The 23,053-nt window shown below is 52.0% G+C and carries 25 protein-coding genes; 4 read left to right on the top strand and 21 right to left on the bottom strand.

Translation table 11 applies throughout. The annotated features are described in order from the left end of the window. Positions 1–11: 11 nt before the first annotated feature. From ABV298_RS23590 to ABV298_RS23515, 16 genes are all read right to left on the bottom strand, one after another. The gene (locus ABV298_RS23590; protein ID WP_353718610.1) at positions 12–242 is read right to left on the bottom strand and encodes a hypothetical protein; all 231 of its coding nucleotides are present in this window, start codon (positions 240–242) and stop codon (positions 12–14) included. A gap of 140 nt (positions 243–382) precedes the next feature. After that, positions 383–1,015, bottom strand: coding sequence for an outer membrane lipoprotein carrier protein LolA (locus ABV298_RS23585; RefSeq protein ID WP_353718609.1), 633 nt, complete (start codon positions 1,013–1,015; stop codon positions 383–385). Continuing rightward, a complete protein-coding gene (locus ABV298_RS23580) occupies positions 1,002–1,787 on the bottom strand; it encodes a polysaccharide deacetylase family protein (RefSeq protein WP_353718608.1) in 786 nt (261 codons plus the stop codon). The genes ABV298_RS23585 and ABV298_RS23580 overlap by 14 nt, the downstream gene beginning before the upstream one ends. Continuing rightward, entirely contained in the window at positions 1,777–2,712 is a 936-nt protein-coding gene (locus tag ABV298_RS23575) for a beta-ketoacyl synthase chain length factor (protein ID WP_353718606.1), read from the bottom strand. The genes ABV298_RS23580 and ABV298_RS23575 overlap by 11 nt, the downstream gene beginning before the upstream one ends. After that, entirely contained in the window at positions 2,705–3,886 is a 1,182-nt protein-coding gene (locus ABV298_RS23570) for a beta-ketoacyl-[acyl-carrier-protein] synthase family protein (RefSeq protein ID WP_353718605.1), read from the bottom strand. The genes ABV298_RS23575 and ABV298_RS23570 overlap by 8 nt, the downstream gene beginning before the upstream one ends. Before the next feature lie 6 nt (positions 3,887–3,892). Further along, positions 3,893–4,165: a phosphopantetheine-binding protein gene (locus ABV298_RS23565; RefSeq protein ID WP_353723234.1), complete on the bottom strand. Its 273-nt coding sequence runs from the start codon at positions 4,163–4,165 to the stop codon at positions 3,893–3,895. Between the two features lie 10 nt (positions 4,166–4,175). After that, positions 4,176–4,802 (bottom strand): hypothetical protein, encoded by a 627-nt coding sequence (locus tag ABV298_RS23560; protein ID WP_353718604.1) that lies wholly within the window; start codon positions 4,800–4,802, stop codon positions 4,176–4,178. Further along, positions 4,799–5,881: a beta-ketoacyl synthase N-terminal-like domain-containing protein gene (locus tag ABV298_RS23555; RefSeq protein WP_353718603.1), complete on the bottom strand. Its 1,083-nt coding sequence runs from the start codon at positions 5,879–5,881 to the stop codon at positions 4,799–4,801. The genes ABV298_RS23560 and ABV298_RS23555 overlap by 4 nt, the downstream gene beginning before the upstream one ends. Then, on the bottom strand, positions 5,878–6,291 hold the full coding sequence (locus ABV298_RS23550) for a thioesterase family protein (RefSeq protein ID WP_353718602.1): 414 nt from the start codon (positions 6,289–6,291) through the stop codon (positions 5,878–5,880). The genes ABV298_RS23555 and ABV298_RS23550 overlap by 4 nt, the downstream gene beginning before the upstream one ends. A gap of 18 nt (positions 6,292–6,309) precedes the next feature. Continuing rightward, positions 6,310–6,729 (bottom strand): hypothetical protein, encoded by a 420-nt coding sequence (locus ABV298_RS23545; protein ID WP_353718601.1) that lies wholly within the window; start codon positions 6,727–6,729, stop codon positions 6,310–6,312. Beyond that, positions 6,729–7,244 carry a lysophospholipid acyltransferase family protein gene (locus tag ABV298_RS23540; protein WP_353718600.1) on the bottom strand — a complete coding sequence of 172 codons (516 nt, stop codon included), beginning with the start codon at positions 7,242–7,244 and terminating at the stop codon, positions 6,729–6,731. Before ABV298_RS23540 ends, ABV298_RS23545 begins: the two co-directional genes overlap by 1 nt. After that, positions 7,204–7,596: a hypothetical protein gene (locus tag ABV298_RS23535; RefSeq protein WP_353718599.1), complete on the bottom strand. Its 393-nt coding sequence runs from the start codon at positions 7,594–7,596 to the stop codon at positions 7,204–7,206. Before ABV298_RS23535 ends, ABV298_RS23540 begins: the two co-directional genes overlap by 41 nt. A gap of 2 nt (positions 7,597–7,598) precedes the next feature. Next, a complete protein-coding gene (locus tag ABV298_RS23530; protein ID WP_229240799.1) occupies positions 7,599–7,844 on the bottom strand; it encodes a phosphopantetheine-binding protein in 246 nt (81 codons plus the stop codon). 246 nt (positions 7,845–8,090) lie between these two features. Further along, positions 8,091–9,308, bottom strand: a complete 1,218-nt coding sequence (locus ABV298_RS23525; protein ID WP_353718598.1) for a beta-ketoacyl-[acyl-carrier-protein] synthase family protein — start codon at positions 9,306–9,308, stop codon at positions 8,091–8,093. Between the two features lie 3 nt (positions 9,309–9,311). Beyond that, positions 9,312–10,043: a 3-oxoacyl-ACP reductase FabG gene (fabG, locus tag ABV298_RS23520; protein WP_353718597.1), complete on the bottom strand. Its 732-nt coding sequence runs from the start codon at positions 10,041–10,043 to the stop codon at positions 9,312–9,314. Further along, positions 10,040–11,569, bottom strand: coding sequence for an aromatic amino acid ammonia-lyase (locus tag ABV298_RS23515; protein WP_353718596.1), 1,530 nt, complete (start codon positions 11,567–11,569; stop codon positions 10,040–10,042). Before ABV298_RS23515 ends, fabG begins: the two co-directional genes overlap by 4 nt. Before the next feature lie 145 nt (positions 11,570–11,714). Here ABV298_RS23515 and ABV298_RS23510 point away from each other — a divergent pair, with 145 nt between their 5' ends. Genes ABV298_RS23510 through ABV298_RS23500 form a run of 3 tightly spaced genes read left to right on the top strand, consistent with a single transcriptional unit; the run spans position 11,715 to position 18,386 of the window. After that, entirely contained in the window at positions 11,715–15,584 is a 3,870-nt protein-coding gene (locus tag ABV298_RS23510; RefSeq protein WP_353718595.1) for a 1-acyl-sn-glycerol-3-phosphate acyltransferase, read from the top strand. 22 nt (positions 15,585–15,606) lie between these two features. After that, positions 15,607–17,139 carry an NAD(P)/FAD-dependent oxidoreductase gene (locus tag ABV298_RS23505; protein WP_353718594.1) on the top strand — a complete coding sequence of 511 codons (1,533 nt, stop codon included), beginning with the start codon at positions 15,607–15,609 and terminating at the stop codon, positions 17,137–17,139. 2 nt (positions 17,140–17,141) lie between these two features. Then, positions 17,142–18,386, top strand: a complete 1,245-nt coding sequence (locus ABV298_RS23500; protein ID WP_353718593.1) for an NAD(P)/FAD-dependent oxidoreductase — start codon at positions 17,142–17,144, stop codon at positions 18,384–18,386. Between the two features lie 6 nt (positions 18,387–18,392). Here the strand turns inward: ABV298_RS23500 and ABV298_RS23495 are convergent, their stop codons facing one another. Both ABV298_RS23495 and ABV298_RS23490 read right to left on the bottom strand, forming a co-directional pair. Continuing rightward, positions 18,393–19,436, bottom strand: a complete 1,044-nt coding sequence (locus tag ABV298_RS23495; protein ID WP_353718592.1) for a beta-ketoacyl synthase chain length factor — start codon at positions 19,434–19,436, stop codon at positions 18,393–18,395. 29 nt (positions 19,437–19,465) lie between these two features. After that, the gene (locus ABV298_RS23490; RefSeq protein WP_353718591.1) at positions 19,466–21,097 is read right to left on the bottom strand and encodes an FAD-dependent oxidoreductase; all 1,632 of its coding nucleotides are present in this window, start codon (positions 21,095–21,097) and stop codon (positions 19,466–19,468) included. Positions 21,098–21,295: 198 nt separating this feature from the next. On the opposite strand from ABV298_RS23490, the gene lysM reads away from it, so the two are divergent. Further along, positions 21,296–21,760, top strand: coding sequence for a peptidoglycan-binding protein LysM (lysM, locus tag ABV298_RS23485; protein WP_353718590.1), 465 nt, complete (start codon positions 21,296–21,298; stop codon positions 21,758–21,760). A gap of 132 nt (positions 21,761–21,892) precedes the next feature. Here the strand turns inward: lysM and rplI are convergent, their stop codons facing one another. The 3 genes from rplI to rpsF are packed head-to-tail and all read right to left on the bottom strand — an operon-like array spanning position 21,893 to position 22,995. Further along, positions 21,893–22,339, bottom strand: a complete 447-nt coding sequence (gene rplI, locus ABV298_RS23480) for a 50S ribosomal protein L9 (RefSeq protein ID WP_353718589.1) — start codon at positions 22,337–22,339, stop codon at positions 21,893–21,895. 20 nt (positions 22,340–22,359) lie between these two features. Next, positions 22,360–22,611: a 30S ribosomal protein S18 gene (gene rpsR, locus ABV298_RS23475; protein ID WP_353718588.1), complete on the bottom strand. Its 252-nt coding sequence runs from the start codon at positions 22,609–22,611 to the stop codon at positions 22,360–22,362. Positions 22,612–22,614: 3 nt separating this feature from the next. Beyond that, positions 22,615–22,995: a 30S ribosomal protein S6 gene (rpsF, locus tag ABV298_RS23470; protein WP_353718587.1), complete on the bottom strand. Its 381-nt coding sequence runs from the start codon at positions 22,993–22,995 to the stop codon at positions 22,615–22,617. Positions 22,996–23,053: the final 58 nt, after the last annotated feature.

The raw sequence follows: 23,053 nt of genomic DNA, 5'->3' as shown, positions 1-23,053 counted from the left end.
TAAATTGAAGGTTAAAGAAGCGAACGAAAACCGGCCCTGGCTTTGAAGTAGGTCTTTTCACCGTACTTGCCCGACGCGCTCACGTCCAGTAGCTCGTCCCCTTTGTATTGAATTTGAATCGTCAGTTCGGGTGTTTCGGTGGGGTTAAATACTTCCAGGAACTTGCAGCTGCTCATTTCCCGCAAGGCGAATGCCTTACCGAACGCTTTGGACAAAACCGCCTTCACTATCTCCAATTGCACAACGCCCGGAAGCACAGGGGAGCCCGGGAAATGTCCCTGAAATACGGGATGGGTGGCATCGATTCCTACGGTACAACTAATCTGTCCGGGGGGCCTCGTCCAGGTTGGTAATAGTATAAAGACTGCTCAAAGGCATGATGTTAAAGGTCTTTGAAAAGGTTTTCGGAGATCGGCTGATTGAATTTTTCCTGCTGGAACTTCATAATGCTTTTGTCGCCGCCTTTTTCGAAGAAGGAAAGCTCCTTCAAGCGCAGCGAAGTTTTGGAGAAGTTCATCGCAATTTTGGAATAGATATTTTTCAAACGGCGGTTCACCGGCGTCAGCACGATCTGGTAATCGTCGCTGTCTTCCAGAACTGTCGACGAAAACCCTTTGTTCTGCTGGAAATCGCCATTCACCAGGCCGATCATGAGCTCCTTGACCTGCGCGGCCATCCGCCCCGCCTGTCCTACGTTCTTTTCCTTATTGCCCTCCTGCACCCGCAATTTGTCGCCGTTGATCAGGATTATGTACTTCGATGGCGTCCGTTGCTCCCAACGCATTTTGTCCTTTTGCTGGTAATAGAATACACCCGACGATTTCTCCGGCTCTTTCAGCACGGCCAAGTGCTTTTCTTCGGTAAACCATGCCTGAATGGACGTGGTGGCATGCGAAGTTTTCCGCAGGTCGGCCAGTACTTTTTCCGGGTTGGCCACCGGCCTGAACGACTGCGCCTGCACACAACCGAACACCAGCGCAAACACACCGACAAACAATGCTTTAATACTGTTCATAAGGTTCCTTCCCGATCAGTCGCGGGAGCGGTTCTATTTGAATACCCATTTCACGACAATGCCCGATAATGTCGCTCAGCGAATCGGCGGTCAGCGGTAGACGGTCATGAAACAGAACGATGTCCCGGGGTTTTAATTTTGAAATAATTTTCTGAATGAGCTGGTATTTGTTCTTCGCGCGCGTGTCCATGCTCCTGAGCGACCAGCCAATGGACTGCATTTGCAAGTCTTTCAAAACAGCCGCGTAACGCGGGTTTGTAACCCCGAAAGGCGGCCTGAAAAACACGGGCGTACAGCCGGTAATATCGCGGATCGTTTCATTACAGCGCTGAATATCGTTCTTTAATTTCCTGACCGAAAACAAGGCGATCAGGTAGTGATGGCTGTACGAATGGTTTGCGACCGTATGCCCTTCCTCTACTATCCGCTGCAATAGCCCGGGATGGTCGGCCGCCTTTTTGCCTATCACAAAAAATGTGGCTTTCAGGTTATTCGCTTTCAATGTATCCAGGATGCGTGGGGTAGAATCCGGATCGGGACCGTCGTCGAATGTCAGTGCAACGGCTTTTCCCCGGCCCGCGCCGCGGTTAACCTTATTAATTGATTTCACAAAGTAGTTCGCCTGTATCTGCGCCGATCCGTAGGCTGTTATGCTTACAAAGAGCAATGCAATCGTGGCCAGCACAAGCCACAGGTAATCTGTTTCCCAAAAAATAATGGAACCGAGGGCCGCGGCTGTAATGCAGAAAAACAGAAGGAGGTTATGCTTCAACGGCTTTCAGTAAAGTTAGTCCCAAATTATTTTTTCGCAGCGTATTGCAAATCAGCACGTTTCTGACGCCGACACCGCTTCCCAACACATCCGCCGCATAATGCAGTGCAAATGCGGAGGCTGTCGCATACACGCCGGAAAGCGCCGCGTAGCTGACATTGCTTGCCGCCCCGTGTACAGAATCGCCCGCATACAGCGCCAGATCAATGTCCCCGGCCCGCAGACCATTCCTGTCGAGAAACGCATCGATTTCTTCCCGTATGCTGCCGGTCCCGCCGCAAGTGTAAACGTCGGCAAGTTTGCCCAGGGCGTTACCTGTATTTTCGTTGGAAAGTATAAAAAAGGAGGCGCCCGATGTCAGCGGCGAGGCCGCTTCTAATCCTAACCGCCCGGCTATATCGTCCAGAATTTCAATATGTTCGTCGGCCGCGCCCACGAGTACGTTGCGGTCGCCTTCCCGCAAAAGCATCGAGGCGTCGAGCAGCGCGTGTTCGAAAGAAAGCGTGTTCTGCGTGTGGGTCATATTATAGCCATGATTACCGATGCTGAGCGAAATTTGCCCGGCCATGGTATTGTGCGTCGACTGGATGAATGAAGTGGGCGGAAGCAAGCCTTCGACGGTCAGCGAAGTATTGAGAAACTTTTCGGTATCCTGCAAACATCCCAGCCCGGTGCCTACCACGATCGCGTCCGGCTGCTCAATGCCCGCCTGTGCGATGCAATCCCTGGCGCAAGCCACCGACATGCGCAGGACCTTGCTCATCCGGCGTAACAATCCGGCATCTATATATTCCTTATAATCAGGGTTAATCAATGCGGATGCAGCGCCAACCGGCCCCAACGCCGCTGAAAAACCCGGATTGCGGAAGGTGGGCTGGTGCGAGATCGTGGACGCGCCCGCGATGTACAAGGCTGGCTTACTCATATCTTGTAAAAATCAACGATGAATTATTTCCGCCAAATCCGAACGAGTTCGAAAGAACTGCCTTCACGTTTCCCGTTTCCAGCTGCGTTACCGGCACAAGGCCCGTTTCCGCGATCGGGTTCCGGTAGTTGAGATTCGGGAAAAGCAGGTTATTTTGAATGGATAATACCGAAAATACCGCCTCGATAGCGCCGGCCGCGGCCAATGTGTGCCCCGTAAAGGCCTTGGTGGAGCTGAATGGCGGAATGCGGTCGCCGAAAACGTTTTTCAATGCCACCGATTCGGAATGGTCGTTGTTTTTCGTGCCCGTACCATGGGCATTCACATACGAGATCCCGCCCGTATCGACCCCGGCGCGTCGGATCGCGTTTTCGATCGCCAGCGTGGCGCCCTTTCCGTCCGGCGACGACGCGGTCTGGTGATAGGCATCCGCCGCATTGGCCCAGCCGCTCACCCGGCAAATTGGCCGGTTACCGGTAATTTCGAGGCTCTTGCCGCCTTCCAGCAACAAAAATCCCGCGCCTTCGCCCAGGTTCAGTCCCGCGCGGGTTTCGTCGAACGGCCTGCACCATTGATCGTCGTAAATCATCAGCGACCGGAACCCGTCGATCGTGAAACCGCTCAATGCGTCGGAACCGCCCACGAGCACGCGGTCGAGCGTGCCCTGAAGGATCAGGCGCGCACCCAGCATAATCGCATTCGCGCCGGACGAACAGGCCGTCGAAAGGGTATTGATATAACCCGTAATGCCCAGCTCCTTTGCGATCCGCTCGGTAGTGCTGCCACTGTCGTGTGTGGTCAGCAACTTGTAGTCGGGCGTATTTCGGGAAAGGTAATCCTTATAAAAAACCTCGCTGCGATCCATCCCACCGACAGACGTCGCGGAAATAATGCCGGTTCGGAGCACGCCGGAACGCTTGTTGCCGCCCCAGGCCTCGCGTGCCGCCTGCAAACCCAACAGGGAAGTCCGCGAAACGTATCCGGTGCCAACGTTCAGCGCATTGCGCAGGTCGTCGTTGGAAGCTTTTACTTCCCCGGCCAGCGGAGCTTTGCTGCCCCGCAGATAACGCACGGGCCCAATGCCCGTTTTGCCTTCCTGCAAAGCCCGCAGGTTTTCCGCCACCGACATGCCGATGGCCGACACCACGCCGATACCGGTTATGCAAACGCCCATTCGGTATTAAGCTTCTTTTCTTTTACGGATATACTCTGCCATCGTGTTCACAGACTTGAACGCTTCCTTTCCTTCCTCAGGATTGGTAAGCTGGATGCCGTGGTATTTTTCCAGAAGCACGATGAGTTCCAGCGCATCGATCGAGTCCAGTCCCAGCCCCTGATCATTGAAAAGCAGCGCGTCGTCGGCGATGTCGGCCACAGTCAGGTCTTCCAGGTTGAGCTGTTCGATAATCTGTTTTTTAAGATCTTCTTTTAAACTATCCATACTTGTAATAATTGAGTCCCAGTTAAGATGTTACCTGTGCAGCGGCTTGCGACAGGCGAAGGAGATTTTCCCGGTTAAATTCCACATTGCCTCCTTTGTCCTCCACCGTGAAAAGAAATACATCGGTAGTATTCGCCGTCACTTCCAGCCATCCGCCGAGCAATGCGCGGCTGCCGGAGCCGAACAGGATTTGCCCGTAATTCAGGTAAAAACCGGGGGCGAAGTTAGGCAAAACGGCAAACATATTTTCACCGAACCATTTGTTGAGAATGGCTATTTCTCCCAGCACGATATTGGGTAATGTGTATACAAAAAGCGAAGGGCTCGGCGAGCCGCCATCTTTATAGGACTGTGTAAAACGGCGGTCGGTTTCCGCACTCGACGACGCATTCGCAAATACCATCGCAATTTCGTCATCGGCATACGCACCGGTAATGCCCGGATTGGCGCGTTTGATCAGCTCCGAAGCCAGGTAACCTGCCTGGGAAAGCACGTCCATCTTGTAAAACTTGGGATATGTCAATCCCTGCTTGCGGTAAATCTGCTTGAACCAGGAATCCTCCGAGCCCGCATCGCGCCTCGCGACCAGCTCGCCATTCACCAGACATTCATCCGCCCGCAGATTGCAATATGCTGTTATTACTTTCATAAATACCTGATCATCAACGACGCGTTGCCCCCGCCAAAGCCCGAGGCGGTTTTCAGTACCGTCCGCAATTTTTCCGGTTTGTTTTCGCGAATGATATTCAAAGGTTTGGACGTGCCCGTTTCATGGTAGCCCAGACTTTTGATCAGCATTTCGTTTCGTATCATTTGCAGGCAAACAGCTGTTTCAATTACGCCGGCTGCGCCGAGCGTATGTCCGAAATAGCCTTTCAGGCTGTTCAGCGGCTTGTCGGGCAATCCAAGCCGGTCAAATGCGATGGCCTCCATTTCGTCGTTGAAAACCGTGCCCGTGCCGTGCGCACAGATAAAATCGATTTCGCGGATATCGATTCCGTGGTTTGCCATCGTCCGGCTTACGCTTCTCACCAGCCCCTCGCCTGTCCGCGACGGTCCCGAAATATGGTTCGCGTCATTGGCGCTTGTACCTGTAAGCAGTTCAAGAGGCGAATTTGCGAAAACCGCCTTTATGCCCGAAACCAACATCGCACCGCAGCCCTCGCCCAATGTAATGCCTTTACGCGCCGCATCGAACGGAGCACAAGGCTTGTCACTTACGGCAAAAAGGGATTGAAAACCATAGAGCACAAAGTCGGACGCGACGTCGCAGCCGATTACAATCACATGCTCATATTGACCGGCCGCGACCATATTCCCCGCGGTGTTCAGCGTAAGAACTCCTGAAATACAGGCATTTGAGATCACCATCGGGTAATGCGCCAGACCAAACTGCCGCATTACCGCTTCGCAGGCCCCGCCGAATTGATCGTTCAGATTATCGTCCAGTTCGCCTTTGGTGGAACTGATCAGGACGATGGTCCGGCCGGAGGCCAGGATTGACCGGTCGACCTGCTGGGCAAGAGCCGATAGCGCCCTGATTACCAGCTGCTGAAAGCGCAACGGGCCGTTCAGGCCTGCGATTTTCGACAAATGCATATCCTCGCCACCGAAGCCCGCGCCCGGCGTAAGCGCAATGCCGCTGCGGTTGGCGGAAAGCGCCTCCCAGTTGGCCTCCACGCTGTCGCCTAACGGGCTGACGATCACCTCGGCACCGATGTAAATCATAGGTCGTACTGCGCTTTCCATTCCCTGTAAAAATCCGGCGAGATCAGTTCCAGCTCGCGCGAGTCGCGGTCGAGAAAAACCTGCATCGTTTTACCGGTGGCGCAAAGCTGGCCGGTCGTAACGTTGAGCACCTCGTATTCAAACTGTATTTTCGCAGATTTGGTCGGGATATATTTGGTAATGACCCTGATCGCCTGCCCGTAGTAAACAGGCGCCTTATGGTCAATCTCCGACCTTACGATTGGTGTTACATAGCCTTTGGCATGGATATCGAGGTATTCCAGCCCGTATTTTTTCCCAAAAGCCTCCCTGCCGTCCTCGAAAAATTTCAGGTAGTTGCCGTGCCACACCACACCCATGGCGTCGGTCTCGCTGAACCGTATATCGATATCTATTTCGGAAGAAATCATGCAATCAGTTATTAGGGGTTACTCGCTCACTACGATTTTTAGTTCACATCCCAGCAATATACGCCCATCCAGGAAACTTTCGCCCTTCACAAGGTAAATATTTCCCAACCGGTGCAAGGGAGTGACCACCGTACGAATGGTAGCGCCTGCAGGAGGCAACCCGGTCACAAGCACTTTGCTGACGGCCCCGATAAAGCCGATTTTAGGCTCCCCGCCTTCCTCCCTGTCAAGGTAGCCGAACGACGCCGCGCAAGTCTGCGCAATATGCTCGATCAGTCCGGTTTCCTGAAAAAAACCATCGTTTACCAGCACATTATCCGCCATAACCATAAAATCCGATTCGAACCGTTCGTGGGTAGCGGCGATAAGGTGATCGACCATCACAAACGGCGGGCGGTGGGGGATGTAGTCGGTTATGGCATCTTTCGCGACGATCATTATTGAAAGAAATTAAAGTAGTTAAACCATTGCTCGGGGAATGCCTTCACTTTTCGTTCCAGCTCTTGCACATACAGCCGCGCGATCTGCTCCGGCTTCATTTTCGCTTCAATCGGCTTTGTAGCGCTCAAATGGTAACTATACTTGCCATCTTTCGCCGCAAACACAAATGTGACCGGCGCATCGAACTTCGAGGCGATTACAAAAGGGCCATAGGGAAACTTTGCCTTGCGCCCGAGAAAATCCATTTCGATATATTTGGCGCCTTCCAGGTAACGATCGGCGTGAATCGCAACAAATTCATTGTTGACCAACGCGTTACGGATCGATATAATGTGTGAAAGATCGTCCTTGATGGCGATCACCCTGAACCGAGAGCCGCCGGTGGATAAATCCATGTATTTCTTGATGTTCTCGACCTCCGCGTCCAGCATCACGATATTGATCGTAGGCGTAATTCGGCCTTTCAGCAGGTTACCGGCCGTTTCCCAGTTGCCTACATGGGCGCTTAGCAAAATCCCCCCCCCGGCCTGCGTCGCGGATGTCGATCAGGTATTGTTCGTTTTCGAAAACGTGTGAGAATTGCCGGTCTTTCCCCAACAGGAATGCCGCCCTGTCTACAAGCGTTTGCCCGAAAATATAGAAATTCCGGCGGGCCATTTGGCGGGCATCGGCACCGCTGATATGAAGGGTATTCCGGTAAAAATCCAGCAAGGCCTTCCGGGGCTTTGCGGCAAAAATGTAGTAATAGTAAGTGACCACCCGAAGGAGCCCGTAAGCGAACCCGAGTCCCAGGCTATTGATAAAAAACAGGAAAATTTTGTAACCCGTTAACGATCCCTTGGTCTTACCGTCCCAACGGCTCATTCTTACAATGCGAGTTTCTTGCGGACAAGCTGATAGAAGTCCCCAAAGGTTTCGATTCCTCTGAAATCTTCACCAGTGAGCTTGATATTGAGATTTTCATCGATGAGCACAACCAGGTCGACGTAGTCGAGACTGTCCAGATCCAAAGTGTCTTTCAGACTGTTTTCAGGAAGAATCAAATCCCGGTCCACCTCAAATTCTTCAGATAAAAAATCTCTGGTCTCTTCAATAACTTCTTCCCAACTCATTTTAACGTCGTTAGCATACATAGCTGCAAAATTAGTTTATTCTTACCGATAGTTTAAAAATATTCCCAAATTTTCAAATAAAGACCCCGCCCTGCACAATAATTTCCATTGAAAATCATTGCGGTTGACGGATGGAATATTGGAGGTAAACAAAAATACAAAATTTCGGCAGGCGGAGAACTGCCGTTCACGAAGTTGTAGTAGTAATGTGACCCGGTCGGAGACCCCGTCGGAGACCCGGCGTTTTCAGACCTTCCTGACAATCAATGTGGAATTGGTCCCGCCAAAGCCGAACGAATTGGAAAGGAATACATTGATTTCCTGCTCCTTAGTGTCGGAAATGATATTGATTTTCGCAGAATCCTCATCGGGGTTTTCGAAATTGATGTTGGGCGCTATAAAGGAGTTCTGCATCATCAGAAGGGAATAGACTATCTCGCTGGCCCCGGCCATCCAGCATTCATGGCCGGTCATCGACTTGGTGGAGCTTACCGGCACGTCGCCGCCGAATACCTCGTAAATCGCCCGTGCTTCGCTGCCGTCGCCCACCGGTGTGGAAGTGGCATGGGCATTGATGTAACCGACGTCGGCGGTGGTAATACGGGCCTGTTTGAGCGCCATTTGCAGCGAACGCTTTTGGCCGTCGATACTTGGGTTGGAAATATGGTCACCATTGGAAGAGAATCCGTAGCCAATCAATTCGGCAAGGATCGGCGCGCCCCTTTTGACGGCCGCTTCGTAAGATTCCAGGATCACGGTGGCCGCACCGCCGCTGGGAATCAGTCCGTCGCGGTCGCGGTCGAACGGGCGCGAAGCCTTTTCGGGCTCCGACTCACGTACGGAGAAAGTACCCAGCCCGTCGAAGCTCGCCATCGCCGACGCATTGATTTCCTGCGCGCCCCCGCATATTACGCGCTCCTGCAAGCCCTGACTGATCATCAGGTAACCCATTCCGATCGAATGCGAACCCGACGCACAGGCCGCGCTCAAAGTGAAATTGATGCCTTTCAGTCTGAAAATCGTCGACAGGTTCATGTTCACGGTGCTGTTCATGTTCTGGAAGATGGCACCGCTGCCGATCAGCGTGGTATCGTGCTTTTCGCGGACCTTATCCACCGCCTCCACCACCGACGCCGCCGTGCTGTCGTTCCCGTAAATGATGCCGGTTTCGTTCTGTTCCAGGAAGTCGATATCGAGCCCCGATAATGCCAGGGCCTCGTGGGTGGCCATATATGCATAGAGCGCAGGCTGGTGCATACCCACGCGCTGACGGCGCGAGAGGTAGTTTTTCAGGTCGGGCTCCTGTACCATGCCCGTCAGAGCCGAGCGGAACCCGAAATCTTTCCTGACCTGATCGAACACGATGCCACTTTTACCGGCATATAACGATTTCGCTACCTCGTCCAGGTTTTTGCCCAGACAGGAATAAATGCCGATACCCGTGATGACAACCCTATGGCTCATGGATTATGAATAAATTCCTCCGTTGATATTAATAACCTCCCCGGTAATATACGCCGCCTTGTCCGAAACCAGGAAGCTCACCAGGTGCGCAACTTCCTCCGCTTTGCCAAAACGGTTCATCGGTATCATTTGTTTCAATTCGTCCTCGTTGAGGTCTTTCGTCATGTCGCTGGTAATAAACCCAGGCGCTACGGCGTTCACGGTAATTTTCCGCTTGGCGACCTCCTGCGCGAGCGACCGGGTGGCCGCGATGATAGCGCCTTTGGCAGCCGAATAGTTGACCTGCCCGGCAACGCCCTTCATACCCGATACCGACGCGATGTTCACAATGCGGCCCGAACGTTTTCGCAGCATTTGCTGAATCGCATTCTGGGTTACATTATAAAGGCCTTTCACCGAAATGTCCAGCACATCGTCCCAATCCTGTTCCGGCATCCACATAAACAGCCCGTCGCGGGTAATGCCCGCATTATTCACGAGAACACCGATGAACCTGCCTTCGCTCTTTTCGCGCCAGCCGTTCAACGCCGCATCCACCTCCGCCTTGTGCTGCACATTGAAATGCAGCAGTTCGCCACTGCCTCCGTTAGCCTGGATTTCGGCCAGCGTTTCTTCCGCCGCGGCCCGGTTGGAGGCGTAATTGACCAATATATGTAAACCATGGTCCCGGGCGAGCTGGACCGCGATGGCCCTGCCGAGCCCCCTGGATGCACCGGTTACCAATGCGCAATTCATAAGTGGAAAGGGGTTTCTTTGATATATTCAAAAACGGCTGCAATGCTTTCGGCCTGCGGCACGTCGTCTTTTACAAACTGCGCCCGCTCGCGGATCTGCGCATACACCGATTTGGCGTTTGGAGAAAGCTTTTCCCGCTCCTCGGGGTGCAGTAGATCGATCGCCTGGCAAATCGCCATAATATGAATGGCCATCACCTGGAATGCGTTTTCAAGCACCTGCTTGGCGATCACCGCCGCGTTGGTACCCATGCTCACGATGTCCTGGTTGTCGTTGTTGTTAGGAATGCTGTGAATGTAAACGGAAGTCGACAATGCCTGGCTTTCGGCCGTGGTGGAGGTGGCGGTGAACTGCACGCCCTGAAAACCGAAGTTCAATCCCCAGGTTCCGGCGTTCAGGAACGGCGGGAATTTGCCGTTCAGCTTGCTGTTCATCAGGAAGTTGAGCTGGCGTTCCATGAGCATGGTGAGTTTGGTCAAAACCAGTTTCACCTTGTCCATTTCCAGCGAAATATAGTCGCCATGAAAGTTGCCGCCGTGGAAAACGTTATCGTCTTCCGGCCGCACGATCGGGTTGTCGTTCGTGGAATTCAACTCGTTCTCGACCACTTCCTGCGCATATTGAATGGTATCCAGCACCGGGCCCAGGATTTGCGGCACGCAACGGATCGAATAGTATTCCTGTATTTTTCGTTCGAATTCGGTCTTCTGCATCGCCGTATCGTCGCGGAAAAGCTCCTCGCGGCTGCGGATCAGGCCGCTGCCCGCTACGAAATCGCGCATATGCTGCGCCACTACCTGCTGGCCTTTGTGGTGTTTTACAGCGTTGAGTTGCTTCGAGAAGGAGTCGTCGAAAGACTCGATCGCTTCATTGATCATCGACGAGGCGGTAATGGCCCATTGTACCAGCCTTTTGGCATAGATCAGATTGATGGCAGCCATGCCGGTCATGCAGGAAGTGCCGTTGATCAGTCCCAGGCCGTCGCGAAGCTCCATTTTGAGTGGCTTAATATCTTTTTCGGCCAGCACTTCGGCCGTTTTGCGGCGTATGCCGTTGTCGTACACATAACCTTCGCCGATCAGGTTCAATCCCAGATGCGAAAGCTGCACAAGGTCCCCGCTGGCGCCTACGCTGCCGTGTTCGAAAATTTCAGGAACGATCCCGTTGTTTAGAAACGCAACCAGCTGTCGGATCACGGCCGTACTGACACCGGAATTGGCTTGCAAAAATGAATTCAGGCGCGCGAGCATTACCGCACGCGCATATATTTCGTTGAGCGGCTTCCCTACCCCGCTCGAATGGCTGCGGATCAGGTTGTATTGCAGATTATTGAGCTGATCGGTTTCGATACGGTATTGCGCCATCGGGCCAAAACCGGTATTGATGCCGTAGATGATCTTGTCCTTGGAGAAATTCGTTAAAAAGGCAAATGATTTGGATACTTGATGGAGGGCGTCTTCGGCTAAGATAAATTCCTTCTTTTCAAAAGCATACTGCTCGATCTGAGCTAATGAAATACGATTCATTTAGTGCTGGCGTAATTAATATGGTGTAAAATAAATCTTTTTTCGGCGTTTTGGCAAACACGAACCGGTAAGCGGCAACGGGCACGGAAGTTGCCTGAGTGATACAATTCATTAATTTTGTCGGACATTCACGTTTCCCCTGTCAATGCTAGGAGATTTACTTTTAAGGCTAAACAAATTCCTTTCCAGTCACAAACCCGCGTTTTTTGTTAGCCTGCTCGTCATTGTCAGTATCCTCCTGGCCGGCATCACGCGGCTAAAAGTAACCGAAAGTATTTTCGCCACGCTACCGAAGGGTAAAAGCTTCGAGGAGTTCAATCGATTGGTGGAAAGTAAAAACATCATCAACCAGATCGTTTTCTCTCTTCGGATTCCCGCCGAAACGGACACCGACGCCGCTCGGGAAATAGCCGAAAACTTCACCGATTCGCTTGGCCGCTATACCAATGGCTACGTCCGCAATATCCGGGCCGAACGGCCCAATGTGCAGGAAGATGTTTACCGGTATGTGTACAGCTACTTCCCGCAGCTGATCGACGCCCCTTACTATCGCCATATAGCTTCGCGCATCGTACCCGATTCCATCAGGGCCTCGGTTACTTCCGCCTACAACCAGCTGCTTACACCCGGCGGCTCGTTTTTGAAACAATTCGTATTGAACGACCCACTGGGCATTACCGGACTGTATTTCAAGGAATTGAATGCAGCGAACAACAGCAATGCGATGGTTATGGAGGACGGAATTATGTTCTCCGCCGACCGCAAAAACATCCTTATTTTCGCCTCAACGAGTTTCGATTCGGGCAGTTCCGATAAAAATGTGGAGCTTTTCGAGCTCATGGAAGCCTTCAAAACGAAATGGAACCGGCAGCACCGGCATAACCAGTTCTCATACTTCGGCACATTCGAAATTGCGGCCCGGAATGCGATACAGGTCAAGCAGGATTCCTATTTCACCTCCTTTCTCGCACTGGCGGGCATTCTGGCACTGCTGATCGCCTATTACCGCAAACTGCTTATACCTATATATATTACATTGCCAGGCATTTTCGGCGCATTGTTCGCGCTGGGCGTTGTAGGCTATGTGCGCCCGGAGATTTCCGGCATTTCACTGGCAACCGGCGCGGTGATCTTCGGCATCCTGCTCGATTACGCATTCCATTTCTTCACGCACCTCAGGCATACCCACTCCATTCCGGTCGCGATCAGGGAAGTAAGCGGCCCGCTGCTAACGGGCAGTTTTACGACGGTAATGGCATTCAGCGCGTTGCATTTCGCCAACTCGACCGTCTTGCAGGATTTCGGGCTGTTTTCGTCGCTGGCCCTTTTCGGTGCGGCGGCGTTTACACTCACCGCGTTGCCCGTTATCCTTTCCGCCACCCGTTTCGATATACACAAGATACCCGGCGAACAAGGCTCCTTTCGTATTCCCACCGTTCCCGACCGCTGGCGCGGCGCCACACTGGCAGGCATTGCGGTCCTGACCGTCGTATTTCTCTATTTCTCAGGCGGTACCAAGTTCGACGCCGGCTTTGAAAACCTCAGCATCCAGGACCCCGAGCTAAGCGGCCGCGAGGAAGCGCTGACCGGCATCAACCCGCGAAAACAGAAACGGATCTACGTTTTTGCCTCTGATCCCCGCCGGGCTGTCGCCGAGCAGGTCAATCACGATGCTTACCAAAAACTAGCCGCATTGCGCAGCGAGGGCCGCATTGTCAGTTTTGTATCGTCCGGCGCACTGCTGATTCCGCAGGGCCTCAAACGGGAGCGGATGCAACGCTGGCAGGATTTCTGGACGCCGGGCCGCACCGATTCCACCTTCCGCGTCCTTAACGAGTCGGCGGCTAAAAACGGCTTCAATGCCTATGCATTCAACGATTTCAAAGGCTGGATCGCCGGACGGGGCATTGCCAACGTTTCGCTCGACACGCTTTTGAGCGAACTGGGCGTGGATAACCTGATCGATATAAAATCCAATGGCGCCACCTTCATTTCCACGGTCGTGGTTGACCAGACGAAACTGGCCGGGGTAAAAAAAGAACTGCGCGCTGTCAGAGGCGTGGAGCTCTTCGACCGCGGCGAGCTGGCGGGTGAGCTGCTGGCGATGGTCAGGGACGACTTCAATTACCTGTTATTGATTTCGGCCTCCATCGTATTCTTTACATTGCTGATTGTTTACGGCCGCATCGAGCTCACGTTGCTCTCCTTCCTGCCGATGGTGATCAGCTGGATCTGGATTCTGGGCATCGCGGCCATTCTCGGCATCAAATTCAATTTCGTGAATGTGATCGTGACGACGTTCATATTCGGCCTGGGCGACGATTTCAGCATTTTCGTTACCGACGGACTTTTGAGCAAATACAAATCGGGGAAAGACACGCTGCGCTCCTACCAGGCGGCCATCGCATTGTCGGCCACTACCACCCTCATCGGCACCGGCGTGCTGATATTCGCCAAACACCCGGCCATTCACTCGATTTCCCTCATCAGCGTACTGGGCATTGTATGTATCCTCTTCATATCCTTTGTTTTTCAGCCGGTACTCTTTGATTTTTTTGTTCAAAAACGCGTCGCCAAAAAGAAAGCGCCCGTCACGATGCTGCCGTTCCTGATCAGCATTTCGAGCTTCACCTATTTTCTTTCGGGCTGCCTGTTTTTGCATTCCAAACTGGTGACGATTCTGTTGTTGCCGATGTCGAAGAAGAAAAAGAAGGCGGCGATCAACAATTCGCTTTCTTTTTATGCCAAAACCGTGATTTACTCCGGTCCGCATGTGAAAAAGAATATTTCGGGACGGGAAAACCTGGATATGGACAAGCCGGTGATTTTTATCGCCAACCATACTTCGTTCCTCGACATCCTGCTGGCCATTATGCTCCATCCGAAAATCGTGCTGATGGTGAAAGGCTGGGTTTACAAATCGCCGTTTTTCGGGCCCATTATCCGTTATGCGGGCTACATTTATAGCGAGGACGGTCCCGAAGAGAACCTGGAAAAAGTCCGGGCGCTGGTAGCCGACGGCTATTCCATCCTCATTTTCCCGGAAGGCACCCGCTCCGAAGACGGTAATATCGCCCGTTTTCACAAAGGGGCATTCTACCTCGCCGAACAGCTTGGCCTGGACATTCAGCCCATATTGCTGCACGGGGCACATGACGTACTGCCCAAAAACGACTTCCTCATCCGCCCGGGAGCGCTCAATGTATGTGTGCTGCCGCGTATCGCGTACGCAGACCCGCGCTGGGGCACGACCCTGCGCGACAAAACGAAGGCTATTGCCGCGTTCTTCAAAGACGAGTTCGCCGCGTTCAAGTACGAAATGGAGGATACCGATTATCTGAAACACAAAATTTTCACCAATTACGTGTTCAAAGGGCCGGTGCTGGAATGGTATTTCAAAATCAAGTGGCGGCTAGAAAGCAAAAATTTCACTTACTATAACGAGCTGATCGGTGACCGGAATCGCATTATGGACGTTGGCTGCGGATATGGATACCTGTCGTTTTTCCTGCATTACAAAAATGAAGGGCGGCTGATCACCGGCATCGATTACGACGAGGAAAAGATCGAAATCGCTCAAAACAGCTACAACAAAAGCGCTAACCTGCGGTTTGTGTATCAGGACATTATGGCCGCTGACCTCGGTACGCAGGATGTCCTGTTTTTAAATGATGTGCTGCATTATTTATCCAAAGAAAAACAACGTATTTTGCTCGCCAGGTGTGCGGCCGCGCTGGCACCGAATGGATTGCTTTTTATCCGCGACGGCATTACCGACATGACCGCCAAACACCAGAACACGAAAAAAACAGAAGCATTGTCGACGGGCCTTTTCGCATTTAACCGGAAAACGGATGATTTCCATTTCTTTTCGTCGCGGGATATCCGCGACTTTGCGGATCGGTACGGTTTTAGTTATGAGATGCAAGAACATTCGGCAAATACCTCCAATGTCCTCTTCGTATTGCGTAAACTTTCAACGCCGCTACCCGTTACTACGCCGATTACTAACTAGCATTTCTCCATTAGACATTTAAATGCAAACTTCCGCCGTGCAAAAGGAATACGATTTTGTGATTGTTGGGAGCGGACTAGGCGGTCTGGCTTGCGCCAACATTCTGGCCATGGAAGGTTATAGTGTGGTGGTACTGGAAAAAAACCACCAGATCGGCGGGCATTTGCAGGTTTACAGCCGCGATAAGCACATTTTCGATACCGGTGTGCATTATGTGGGTGGCCTGGACGAGGGCGAAAACCTCTATCAGTTTTTCAAATATTTCGGCATTATCGACAAGCTGAAACTGAAACGGCTCGACGACGACCAGTTCGACCTGATCCGTTTCGACGACGGATGCGAATACGCTTACGCCCAGGGATTGGAGCATTTTGAAGCGAAACTGATCTCCTATTTCCCCGAAGAAGCGGAAGCCATCCGCACCTATTGCCGGAAACTGACGGAGACTTGCGACAAATTTCCGCTCTACAACCTTGAAACCGCCGGCGACAGCTATCTTACCGACGAAGACGTATTGTCGCTGAACGCGTACGACTACATTGCGTCGCTGACTGGCAACGTCCGGCTGCGGAATGTGCTGGCCGGCAGCAACCTTTTATATGCAGGTGTAAAGCACAAAACGCCTTTCTATGTGCACGCGCTGATCCTGAAAAGCTATCTGACGGGCGCTTACAAGTTTGTGGACGGCGGCTCTCAGATCGCCATCCAGCTCAGCCGCACGCTACGGCAACACGGTGGAGAGATTTACAAACATCGAAAAGCCGTGGCTGCCCATTATGACGAAAGGGGCCGCATCACCGAAGTAGTTTGTGAAAACGGCGCGACTTTTCGCGGAAAAGAATTTATTTCCAATGTACATCCTGCGGTAACGATCGATATTTTCGGACAGGAGCGGTTTTTAAGTGTGTATAAAAACCGTGTACAGGCGCTGGAAAACAGTATTTCTACATTCCTGGTACATATTTCGTTCGTTGAAAACAGCTTCAAATACCTGAATTACAACATTTACCAGCACCATATCGACGACGTCTGGGATGGTGTCGAATACGCCCGGGCTACCTGGCCGCAGACCTATTTTATTTGCACGCCATGCATTTCAAAAAAGGGTGAATACGCCGATTCGATGTCGGTTATGTGCTATATGGACGCTTCCGAAACCGCCAAATGGGCCGGGACTTTCAGTACCGTGGCCGAGCCCGGCAAACGGGACGCTGAATACGCTCAGTTCAAAAAAGACAGGGAAGCACAGGTGATCGCAAGGCTCGAAACCGTCTTCCCGGGTATTTCGGCGAAGATCAAAGCGGTGCACAGCGCCTCGCCACTTACTTTCCGCGATTACATCGGCAACGGCAATGGCACGATGTACGGCATTCTTAAGGATTCGACTTCGCCCATGAAGACGCGGATCAACACGCGGACTAAAATCCCAAACCTGCACCTGACAGGCCAGAACGTTGCCCTGCACGGAATTTTGGGGGTTACCGTCGGCGCATTTGTAACGTGCTTCTCCTTTGTAGATAAAGAAAAACTCATTCAAAAAGTAAAAAACGCCTGAATATGCAAACTGTCGATGTGCTGGTCATTGGGGCCGGCCCTGCCGGAACCGTCGCGGCTTCTTACCTGAAAAAGCAGGGCTACGACGTCACGATCCTTGAAAAAGAAAAATTCCCCAGGTTCCAGATCGGGGAAAGCCTGCTGCCGTGCTGTATGGAACATTTAACGGAGGCCGGGCTGCGCGAGGCGATCGAACCGTTGAATTTCCAGAAAAAAACGGGGGCGGCCTTTATGCGCGGGGAGAAGCGCTGCGAGTTCTTTTTCGAAGACCAGTTTACCAAAGGCTGGACGTGGACCTGGCAGGTGAAGCGTGCGGATTTCGACAGCAAACTGGCCGAAGCGACGCGCGAAAAAGGCGTGGACGTAAACTTCGAATGCGAAGTAACCGCCGTGGAATGCGGCCCCGGGAAGCAAATCGTAGATTACAAAGATGCCCAGGGCAACCAGCACCGCATCGAGGCGAAATTTATCATCGATTCGAGCGGTTACGGACGGGTTTTGCCAAGGCTTTTTAATTTGAGCAAACCATCGGCATTCACGCCGCGAGGCGCTGTTTTCTCCCATTTGGAAGATAAAAACCGCTCCGAAGAGGCGAGCAGCAACATTTTCGTGCATTCGTTCGACAACAACAAGTCGTGGATCTGGGCGATCCCTTTCTCGGACGGTTCGACATCCGTCGGTATCGTCGGCGACAGAGAGAAGATCGAGGCGCTTGCGGCAAACAACGGGGAGAAATACAAGGAATTTATCCGCAATTTCGAGGACCTTAACGGCCGTTTTGCCGAATCGGAGTTCAAATTCGAGCCGCGGGCGATCCTGGGTTATTCGATCGGCGTCACTAAAATGTGGGGCGAAGGTTTTGTGCTTTCCGGCAATAGTACCGAGTTCCTCGATCCGATTTTCTCGTCAGGTGTCACTTTTGCGACCGCATCCGGCCTGCTTTCGGCCAAAATGACCCACCGGCATCTGCGAGGCGAAACCGTGGATTGGAAAAAAGATTACGAAGATGTGATCCAGAAAGGTATCGACGTATTCCGCAGCTATGTTTCAGGCTGGTATAGCGGTGATTTCCAGACCATCGTATTTGCGAAACATATCGACGAGGACATCAAGCGGCAAATCTGCTCGGTACTGGCGGGATACGTCTGGGACCAGACCAATCCGTTCGTAAAAAAACACGATACGATTCTGCCAACACTTGCCAAAGTGATCAAAATGAAGGAAAAAGCCGAAGCGGCGGGCTCCTGAGCGAAATCAGGAACCCAATAGTATTAACCCGTGCTGCGAAGCCTTGTAGTGATTGTAGATCATAATATGCTTCGGGGTACGGGTATTTTTTTGTGTCCACACGCAGGCAGCGGGTATGCGCTTGCCCGCGATCATCTGCGCGCCCATCCAGGTAGCGAATGCCGAGGCCGTCGGATAATCACCCACCATGTTTTTGTAGGTATGGCAATTAGCTGCTCCAAACAGCGCTTTTTGAAGATTGAAATACCAGTGGTCGGTGCGGTTGTCGCCGCTGATACCCATGATTACGGCATCGATATCGGTTGCCTGTAACCCGTTTCGCTGCAAAAATGCCGTCACAACCTGCGGCAGCTCTTTTTCGATGAGGTTATTACTTTGAAAAACATCGCGGATCTGCGCTATGGCTTGCTCCGGACGCCCGGCATTCACGACAAACATTGCGGTACCTTCGCCGTTCGCCGAACCGGGCGAATCGAGCTTAAGCAGGTTTTCAGACGTAAAATACCCCCTCTTGAACGAACCTGCGAGCAAGTCGATATTATGGTTATAATCGGATATTTCTTCAATGCTTCCTACCAGGAACTGCTTGCCGCGCTTTTCCTCCAAAAGCAGCATTGTATCCAGCAATGCGGCCTCGAATGCGAGTCCCTTGTGTACATGGGTTGCGTTATAGCCGGTCGTCTTGCTCATCAGCGCCAGGTTACCGGCCACTGCATTGGGCGTGCTCTGCACAAAATTGGTGGGAGTAAGCGTACCCTCGTTGTAATCGACGATCTGGTTCAGGAATTTGAGGCAATCTTCCAGGCCGCCATTAGCCGTGCCCAGGATAATACCTTCTATCGGTGCCTTCCGGATCAGCGGAAGCCCGGCCCCCACGCCCATCCGCACCGCTTTACCCATTCTGCGAAGCAAGCCGGCGGGAATCAATTGGCCATAGGCGGGTTCAATGGCCATATACCTGTCCCCTTCGTGCACTTTGATATCGCCTTCGAAAAAAGCATCGTCAAATGTACGCTGGGGCGATATGCAGGCTGAATCGGTAATATACATTCTTGAAAAATAACTCCCGGTGGTTGCAATTATCGGGCGTCGGAGATAAACTGCCCGATTTCGCTGGCGTACGCGTCTGCATACATCTTTTTTTCCTCTTCGGTCCAACCCAGTTCGCGCGCCATCAGATCAGCAACAACCGGCAGGGAGTTTAAGGTTTCATTCCAGTCGGTAATTTCGAGGCGAATGCGGCGGGCAAGGAAGTCGCGCGGCATAACAACCATTTCATTCCGAACGGCATACACCACTTCCGCTCGGATGTAAGGATAGGCGGGGCTCAGCCGCTCTTTCAGCCGTGCGTCTTCCCTTGCGAGCGTGGCTACCTGGGGAGCGCGGGAGCCATATTTCAATACCAGATGCCGCGCGATGTCCTCGGGCAATGCAAATTGCGCATTCAGATCCTGCCAGCTTTTAGCACGGTAGTTTTCGCCCCCGGCCAGAACGTAATCCGCTGTTTTACAGGCACGCACTTCGCCCAGCACCTTATCGGCCTCGTCGATCGTATCCTTTGCCATCAGGCGGTAGGTCGTCCATTTTCCTCCCAGCAAACTGATCAGCCCCGAGGTTTCGTCGACTTCCACTTCATGGTCGCGGACCAGGCTTTTCGTCGATTTGGAAGGATCGGCTGCCAGCAACGGCCGCAATCCCCCGAAGCCGGCCCGGATTTCAGCCGGATCAATCGGTTTTGCCAGATAGGGGTTCAACGTCGCCGCCAGATACTCCCTTTCCTCATGGTTAAGCGTCGGTTCTTTATCGATCTCGTCGCATTCGGTATCGGTCGTCCCGACCATCGTCGCGCCTTCGAACGGAATGGCGAATACCACACGGCCGTCGGAAGTTTTCGGGATCAGCATGGCATATTCGCTGTTCAGTGTCTGATGGGGCAATGAGAGGTGCACGCCTTTGCTCGGGCGCAGGCGTTCGCTCAGAGCGGCATTCGCCATCAGCCGGATATGGTCCGAAAACGGGCCGGTGCAATTGATTACCAGTTTGGCGCGGATGGATAATGGCCTGCCCGTCGGCACGTCCACTGCCTCAACGGCATCGAGTTTGCCGCTTTCGTTTTTACCAAATGCTTTCACTTCCACATAGTTGGCTACCGCAGCGCCGTTCTCAGAGGCTGACTGTGCCAATGCGAGGCAATACCGCGCATCGTCGAGCTGGCCGTCGTAGTAAAGCACGCCGCTATGCAGCTTCTTGCGGTCCAGCGTCGGAATTTTGGCGAGTACCTCCTTTTTGTTAAGCCATTTACTTTTGGGCAATGTATCGTTCGTAGCGAACGTATCGTACAGCGACAAGCCGATCTTGAAATACAAGCCTTCGAACCACGAATTGACCGGCGTCATCAACGCCAGCGGGCGGGCCAGATGCGGCGCGTTTTTCAACACAATGTGTCGTTCTTCCAATCCGTGACGGACCTGTTTCAGTTGTGCGAAATCGAGTTTCTTGAACGCCTGTTCCAGATAGCGTACGCCGCCGTGAATGAGCTTGGTGGAACGGGAAGAAGTTTCGGAAGCAAAATCTTTTTTATCAATCAGGGCCACCTTGTATCCCCTTAAAACCGCATCCAGGGCACATCCGGCCCCGCTGGCGCCCGCGCCGATGATACAGATATCGAATAATTCATTTTGCAGCCTGGCAAGCGATGTGGTGCGGTTCATTGATACTTAATGCAGATTCAGCGTAGTTGGGACCAGCTGCAAAAGTACAAAGTTGTGCCCGGAAAAACCCATATTATCAAATCAATATCCGTTGGTAATTTTGCGATAATAATTGCATCTTACCGGCAAGAAAGTTAACATTACCGCTACCTTTCATTTACAAACTCAAATCTATTATCTAACCAAAACCAAAAAAACATGGGCTTAATCTCTTTTATCAAAGGTGTTGGAGAAAAAGTATTCGGCAAAGATACTCCCGCAGCCGCCCCTACTCCCGAAGCGGAGCCGCTCCGCGCCAGCGCATTGCTCGCGCACGTGAAGTCGCTCGGACTAGCGTATAACAGTCTCACCGTCAAGACATCCGCCGACACGGTTATTCTCGAAGGCGAAGTAGCGAAACAGGAAGATGCGGAAAAAATCGCATTGGCGGTAGGCAATGTGGAAGGTGTGGAAGTGGTAGACAACCGCCTTAAAGTGGCCACGCCGGAGCCGGAAGCCACCTATCACACGGTAGTAAAAGGCGATACCCTTTCCAAAATCGCGCAGACCGTCTACGGCGACATGATGAAATACCCCATCATCTTCGAAGCCAACAAACCCATGTTAAAAGACCCGGACCTGATTTATCCCGGACAAGTTCTGAGGATTCCGGCGTTGAAGTAGCTGTAAGCTATAAGCTATAAGCCGTAATGTAAATACAGCATATAGCTTAAAGCTTATAGCCTAAAGCGTTTCGAAAGAGCATAAAAAAAGACAACCCGAAAGGTTGTCTTTTTTTATGCTCTTTCGAAACAATCAATCTTCCGCCGCAACAACGTTCAGCGTTACTTTGTGTTTCACTTCTTTATGAAGGTCGATCAATGCGGAGTATGTACCGATTGATTTCACGTCGTCGACAGTGATTTTCTTGCGGTCGATATCGAAGCCTTTTGCTTTCAGGCTGTCGGCCACTTGAGTGTTGGTAACACGTCCGAAGATACGACCGCTTTCACCCACCACAGTTTTGATATCGATGGTCAGGTCGCCGATCGCCGCTGCGATGTCTTCCGCGTCCTTTTTCAGCTTCTCAGCCTTGTGTGCCGCCTGGCGCACGTTTTCGGCAACGATTTTGCGGTTCGACTCATTGGCCAGCAACGCAAAACCCTGCGGGATGAGGTAGTTACGACCGTAGCCTGCTTTCACAGTCACGATATCGTTCTTGTAACCTACCCCTGCTATATCCGTTAAAAGTATGATTTCCATTTTTGTAGCTCTTTACTGTATTATTTCAATTGGTCGGCAACAAACGGCAACAGTGCCAGGTGACGTGCTCTTTTGACTGCCTGGGACACCTTGCGCTGATATTTCAGGCTGGTACCGGTAAGGCGGCGCGGAAGGATTTTACCTTGCTCGTTTACAAGTTTCAAAAGGAAATCCGGATTCTTGTAATCGATGTATTTGATGCCTGCTTTTTTGAAACGGCAGTATTTTTTGCGGTTAATGTTTTTTTCAACCGGCTCGTTTACGAGTGACATAGCTTATGCGTTTTCGGTTTTTGACTCAGTTGCTTCTTCTTTCTTCTTTCCTACCAGACCCTTACGTTTCTTTTCGTTGTAAGCAATAGCATGCTTATCCAGGGCGATAGTCATAAAACGCAAAACGCGCTCGTCACGACGGAATTCGGTTTCCAGAACATCCACCACGTTTCCTTCCTGCGCAGTATATTCTACTACGTGATAGAAACCGGAGTTTTTCTTTTGGATGGGGTAGGCCAGCTTACGCAATCCCCAGTTTTCTTCATGTACAATCTGGGCACCGTTCGAGGTGATGATTGACGTGAATTTTTCAACGGCGTCCTTTGCCTGGGCCTCAGACAAAATGGGAGTTAGAATGAACACCGTTTCATATTGCTTAGACATACGGTAATTGGTTATTGTATGATAAATTAAAAACCTCATCCCGACACAAAGGTCAAAA

Origin of the sequence: Dyadobacter sp. 676, assembly GCF_040448675.1 — a bacterium.
In the GTDB taxonomy this organism is placed as follows: domain Bacteria; phylum Bacteroidota; class Bacteroidia; order Cytophagales; family Spirosomataceae; genus Dyadobacter.
The sequence above is the reverse complement of the archived record's forward strand: the minus strand, read 5'-3'. Positions and strand labels throughout refer to the sequence as shown.

Bases quoted from the DNA above. Each gene is read 5' to 3' on its own strand.
- rpsF (WP_353718587.1), bottom strand. From the start codon at position 22,995: ATGTCTAAGCAATATGAAACGGTGTTCATTCTAACTCCCATTTTGTCT.
- ABV298_RS23525 (WP_353718598.1), bottom strand. From the start codon at position 9,308: ATGAGCCATAGGGTTGTCATCACGGGTATCGGCATTTATTCCTGTCTG.
- ABV298_RS23500 (WP_353718593.1), top strand. From the start codon at position 17,142: ATGCAAACTGTCGATGTGCTGGTCATTGGGGCCGGCCCTGCCGGAACC.
- ABV298_RS23575 (WP_353718606.1), bottom strand. From the start codon at position 2,712: ATGAGTAAGCCAGCCTTGTACATCGCGGGCGCGTCCACGATCTCGCAC.
- ABV298_RS23505 (WP_353718594.1), top strand. From the start codon at position 15,607: ATGCAAACTTCCGCCGTGCAAAAGGAATACGATTTTGTGATTGTTGGG.
- ABV298_RS23490 (WP_353718591.1), bottom strand. From the start codon at position 21,097: ATGAACCGCACCACATCGCTTGCCAGGCTGCAAAATGAATTATTCGAT.
- ABV298_RS23530 (WP_229240799.1), bottom strand. From the start codon at position 7,844: ATGAGTTGGGAAGAAGTTATTGAAGAGACCAGAGATTTTTTATCTGAA.
- ABV298_RS23495 (WP_353718592.1), bottom strand. From the start codon at position 19,436: ATGTATATTACCGATTCAGCCTGCATATCGCCCCAGCGTACATTTGAC.
- lysM (WP_353718590.1), top strand. From the start codon at position 21,296: ATGGGCTTAATCTCTTTTATCAAAGGTGTTGGAGAAAAAGTATTCGGC.
- rpsR (WP_353718588.1), bottom strand. From the start codon at position 22,611: ATGTCACTCGTAAACGAGCCGGTTGAAAAAAACATTAACCGCAAAAAA.
- ABV298_RS23555 (WP_353718603.1), bottom strand. From the start codon at position 5,881: ATGATTTACATCGGTGCCGAGGTGATCGTCAGCCCGTTAGGCGACAGC.
- ABV298_RS23545 (WP_353718601.1), bottom strand. From the start codon at position 6,729: ATGATCGTCGCGAAAGATGCCATAACCGACTACATCCCCCACCGCCCG.
- rplI (WP_353718589.1), bottom strand. From the start codon at position 22,339: ATGGAAATCATACTTTTAACGGATATAGCAGGGGTAGGTTACAAGAAC.
- ABV298_RS23550 (WP_353718602.1), bottom strand. From the start codon at position 6,291: ATGATTTCTTCCGAAATAGATATCGATATACGGTTCAGCGAGACCGAC.
- ABV298_RS23560 (WP_353718604.1), bottom strand. From the start codon at position 4,802: ATGAAAGTAATAACAGCATATTGCAATCTGCGGGCGGATGAATGTCTG.
- ABV298_RS23510 (WP_353718595.1), top strand. From the start codon at position 11,715: ATGCTAGGAGATTTACTTTTAAGGCTAAACAAATTCCTTTCCAGTCAC.
- ABV298_RS23515 (WP_353718596.1), bottom strand. From the start codon at position 11,569: ATGAATCGTATTTCATTAGCTCAGATCGAGCAGTATGCTTTTGAAAAG.
- fabG (WP_353718597.1), bottom strand. From the start codon at position 10,043: ATGAATTGCGCATTGGTAACCGGTGCATCCAGGGGGCTCGGCAGGGCC.
- ABV298_RS23535 (WP_353718599.1), bottom strand. From the start codon at position 7,596: ATGAGCCGTTGGGACGGTAAGACCAAGGGATCGTTAACGGGTTACAAA.
- ABV298_RS23585 (WP_353718609.1), bottom strand. From the start codon at position 1,015: ATGAACAGTATTAAAGCATTGTTTGTCGGTGTGTTTGCGCTGGTGTTC.
- ABV298_RS23570 (WP_353718605.1), bottom strand. From the start codon at position 3,886: ATGGGCGTTTGCATAACCGGTATCGGCGTGGTGTCGGCCATCGGCATG.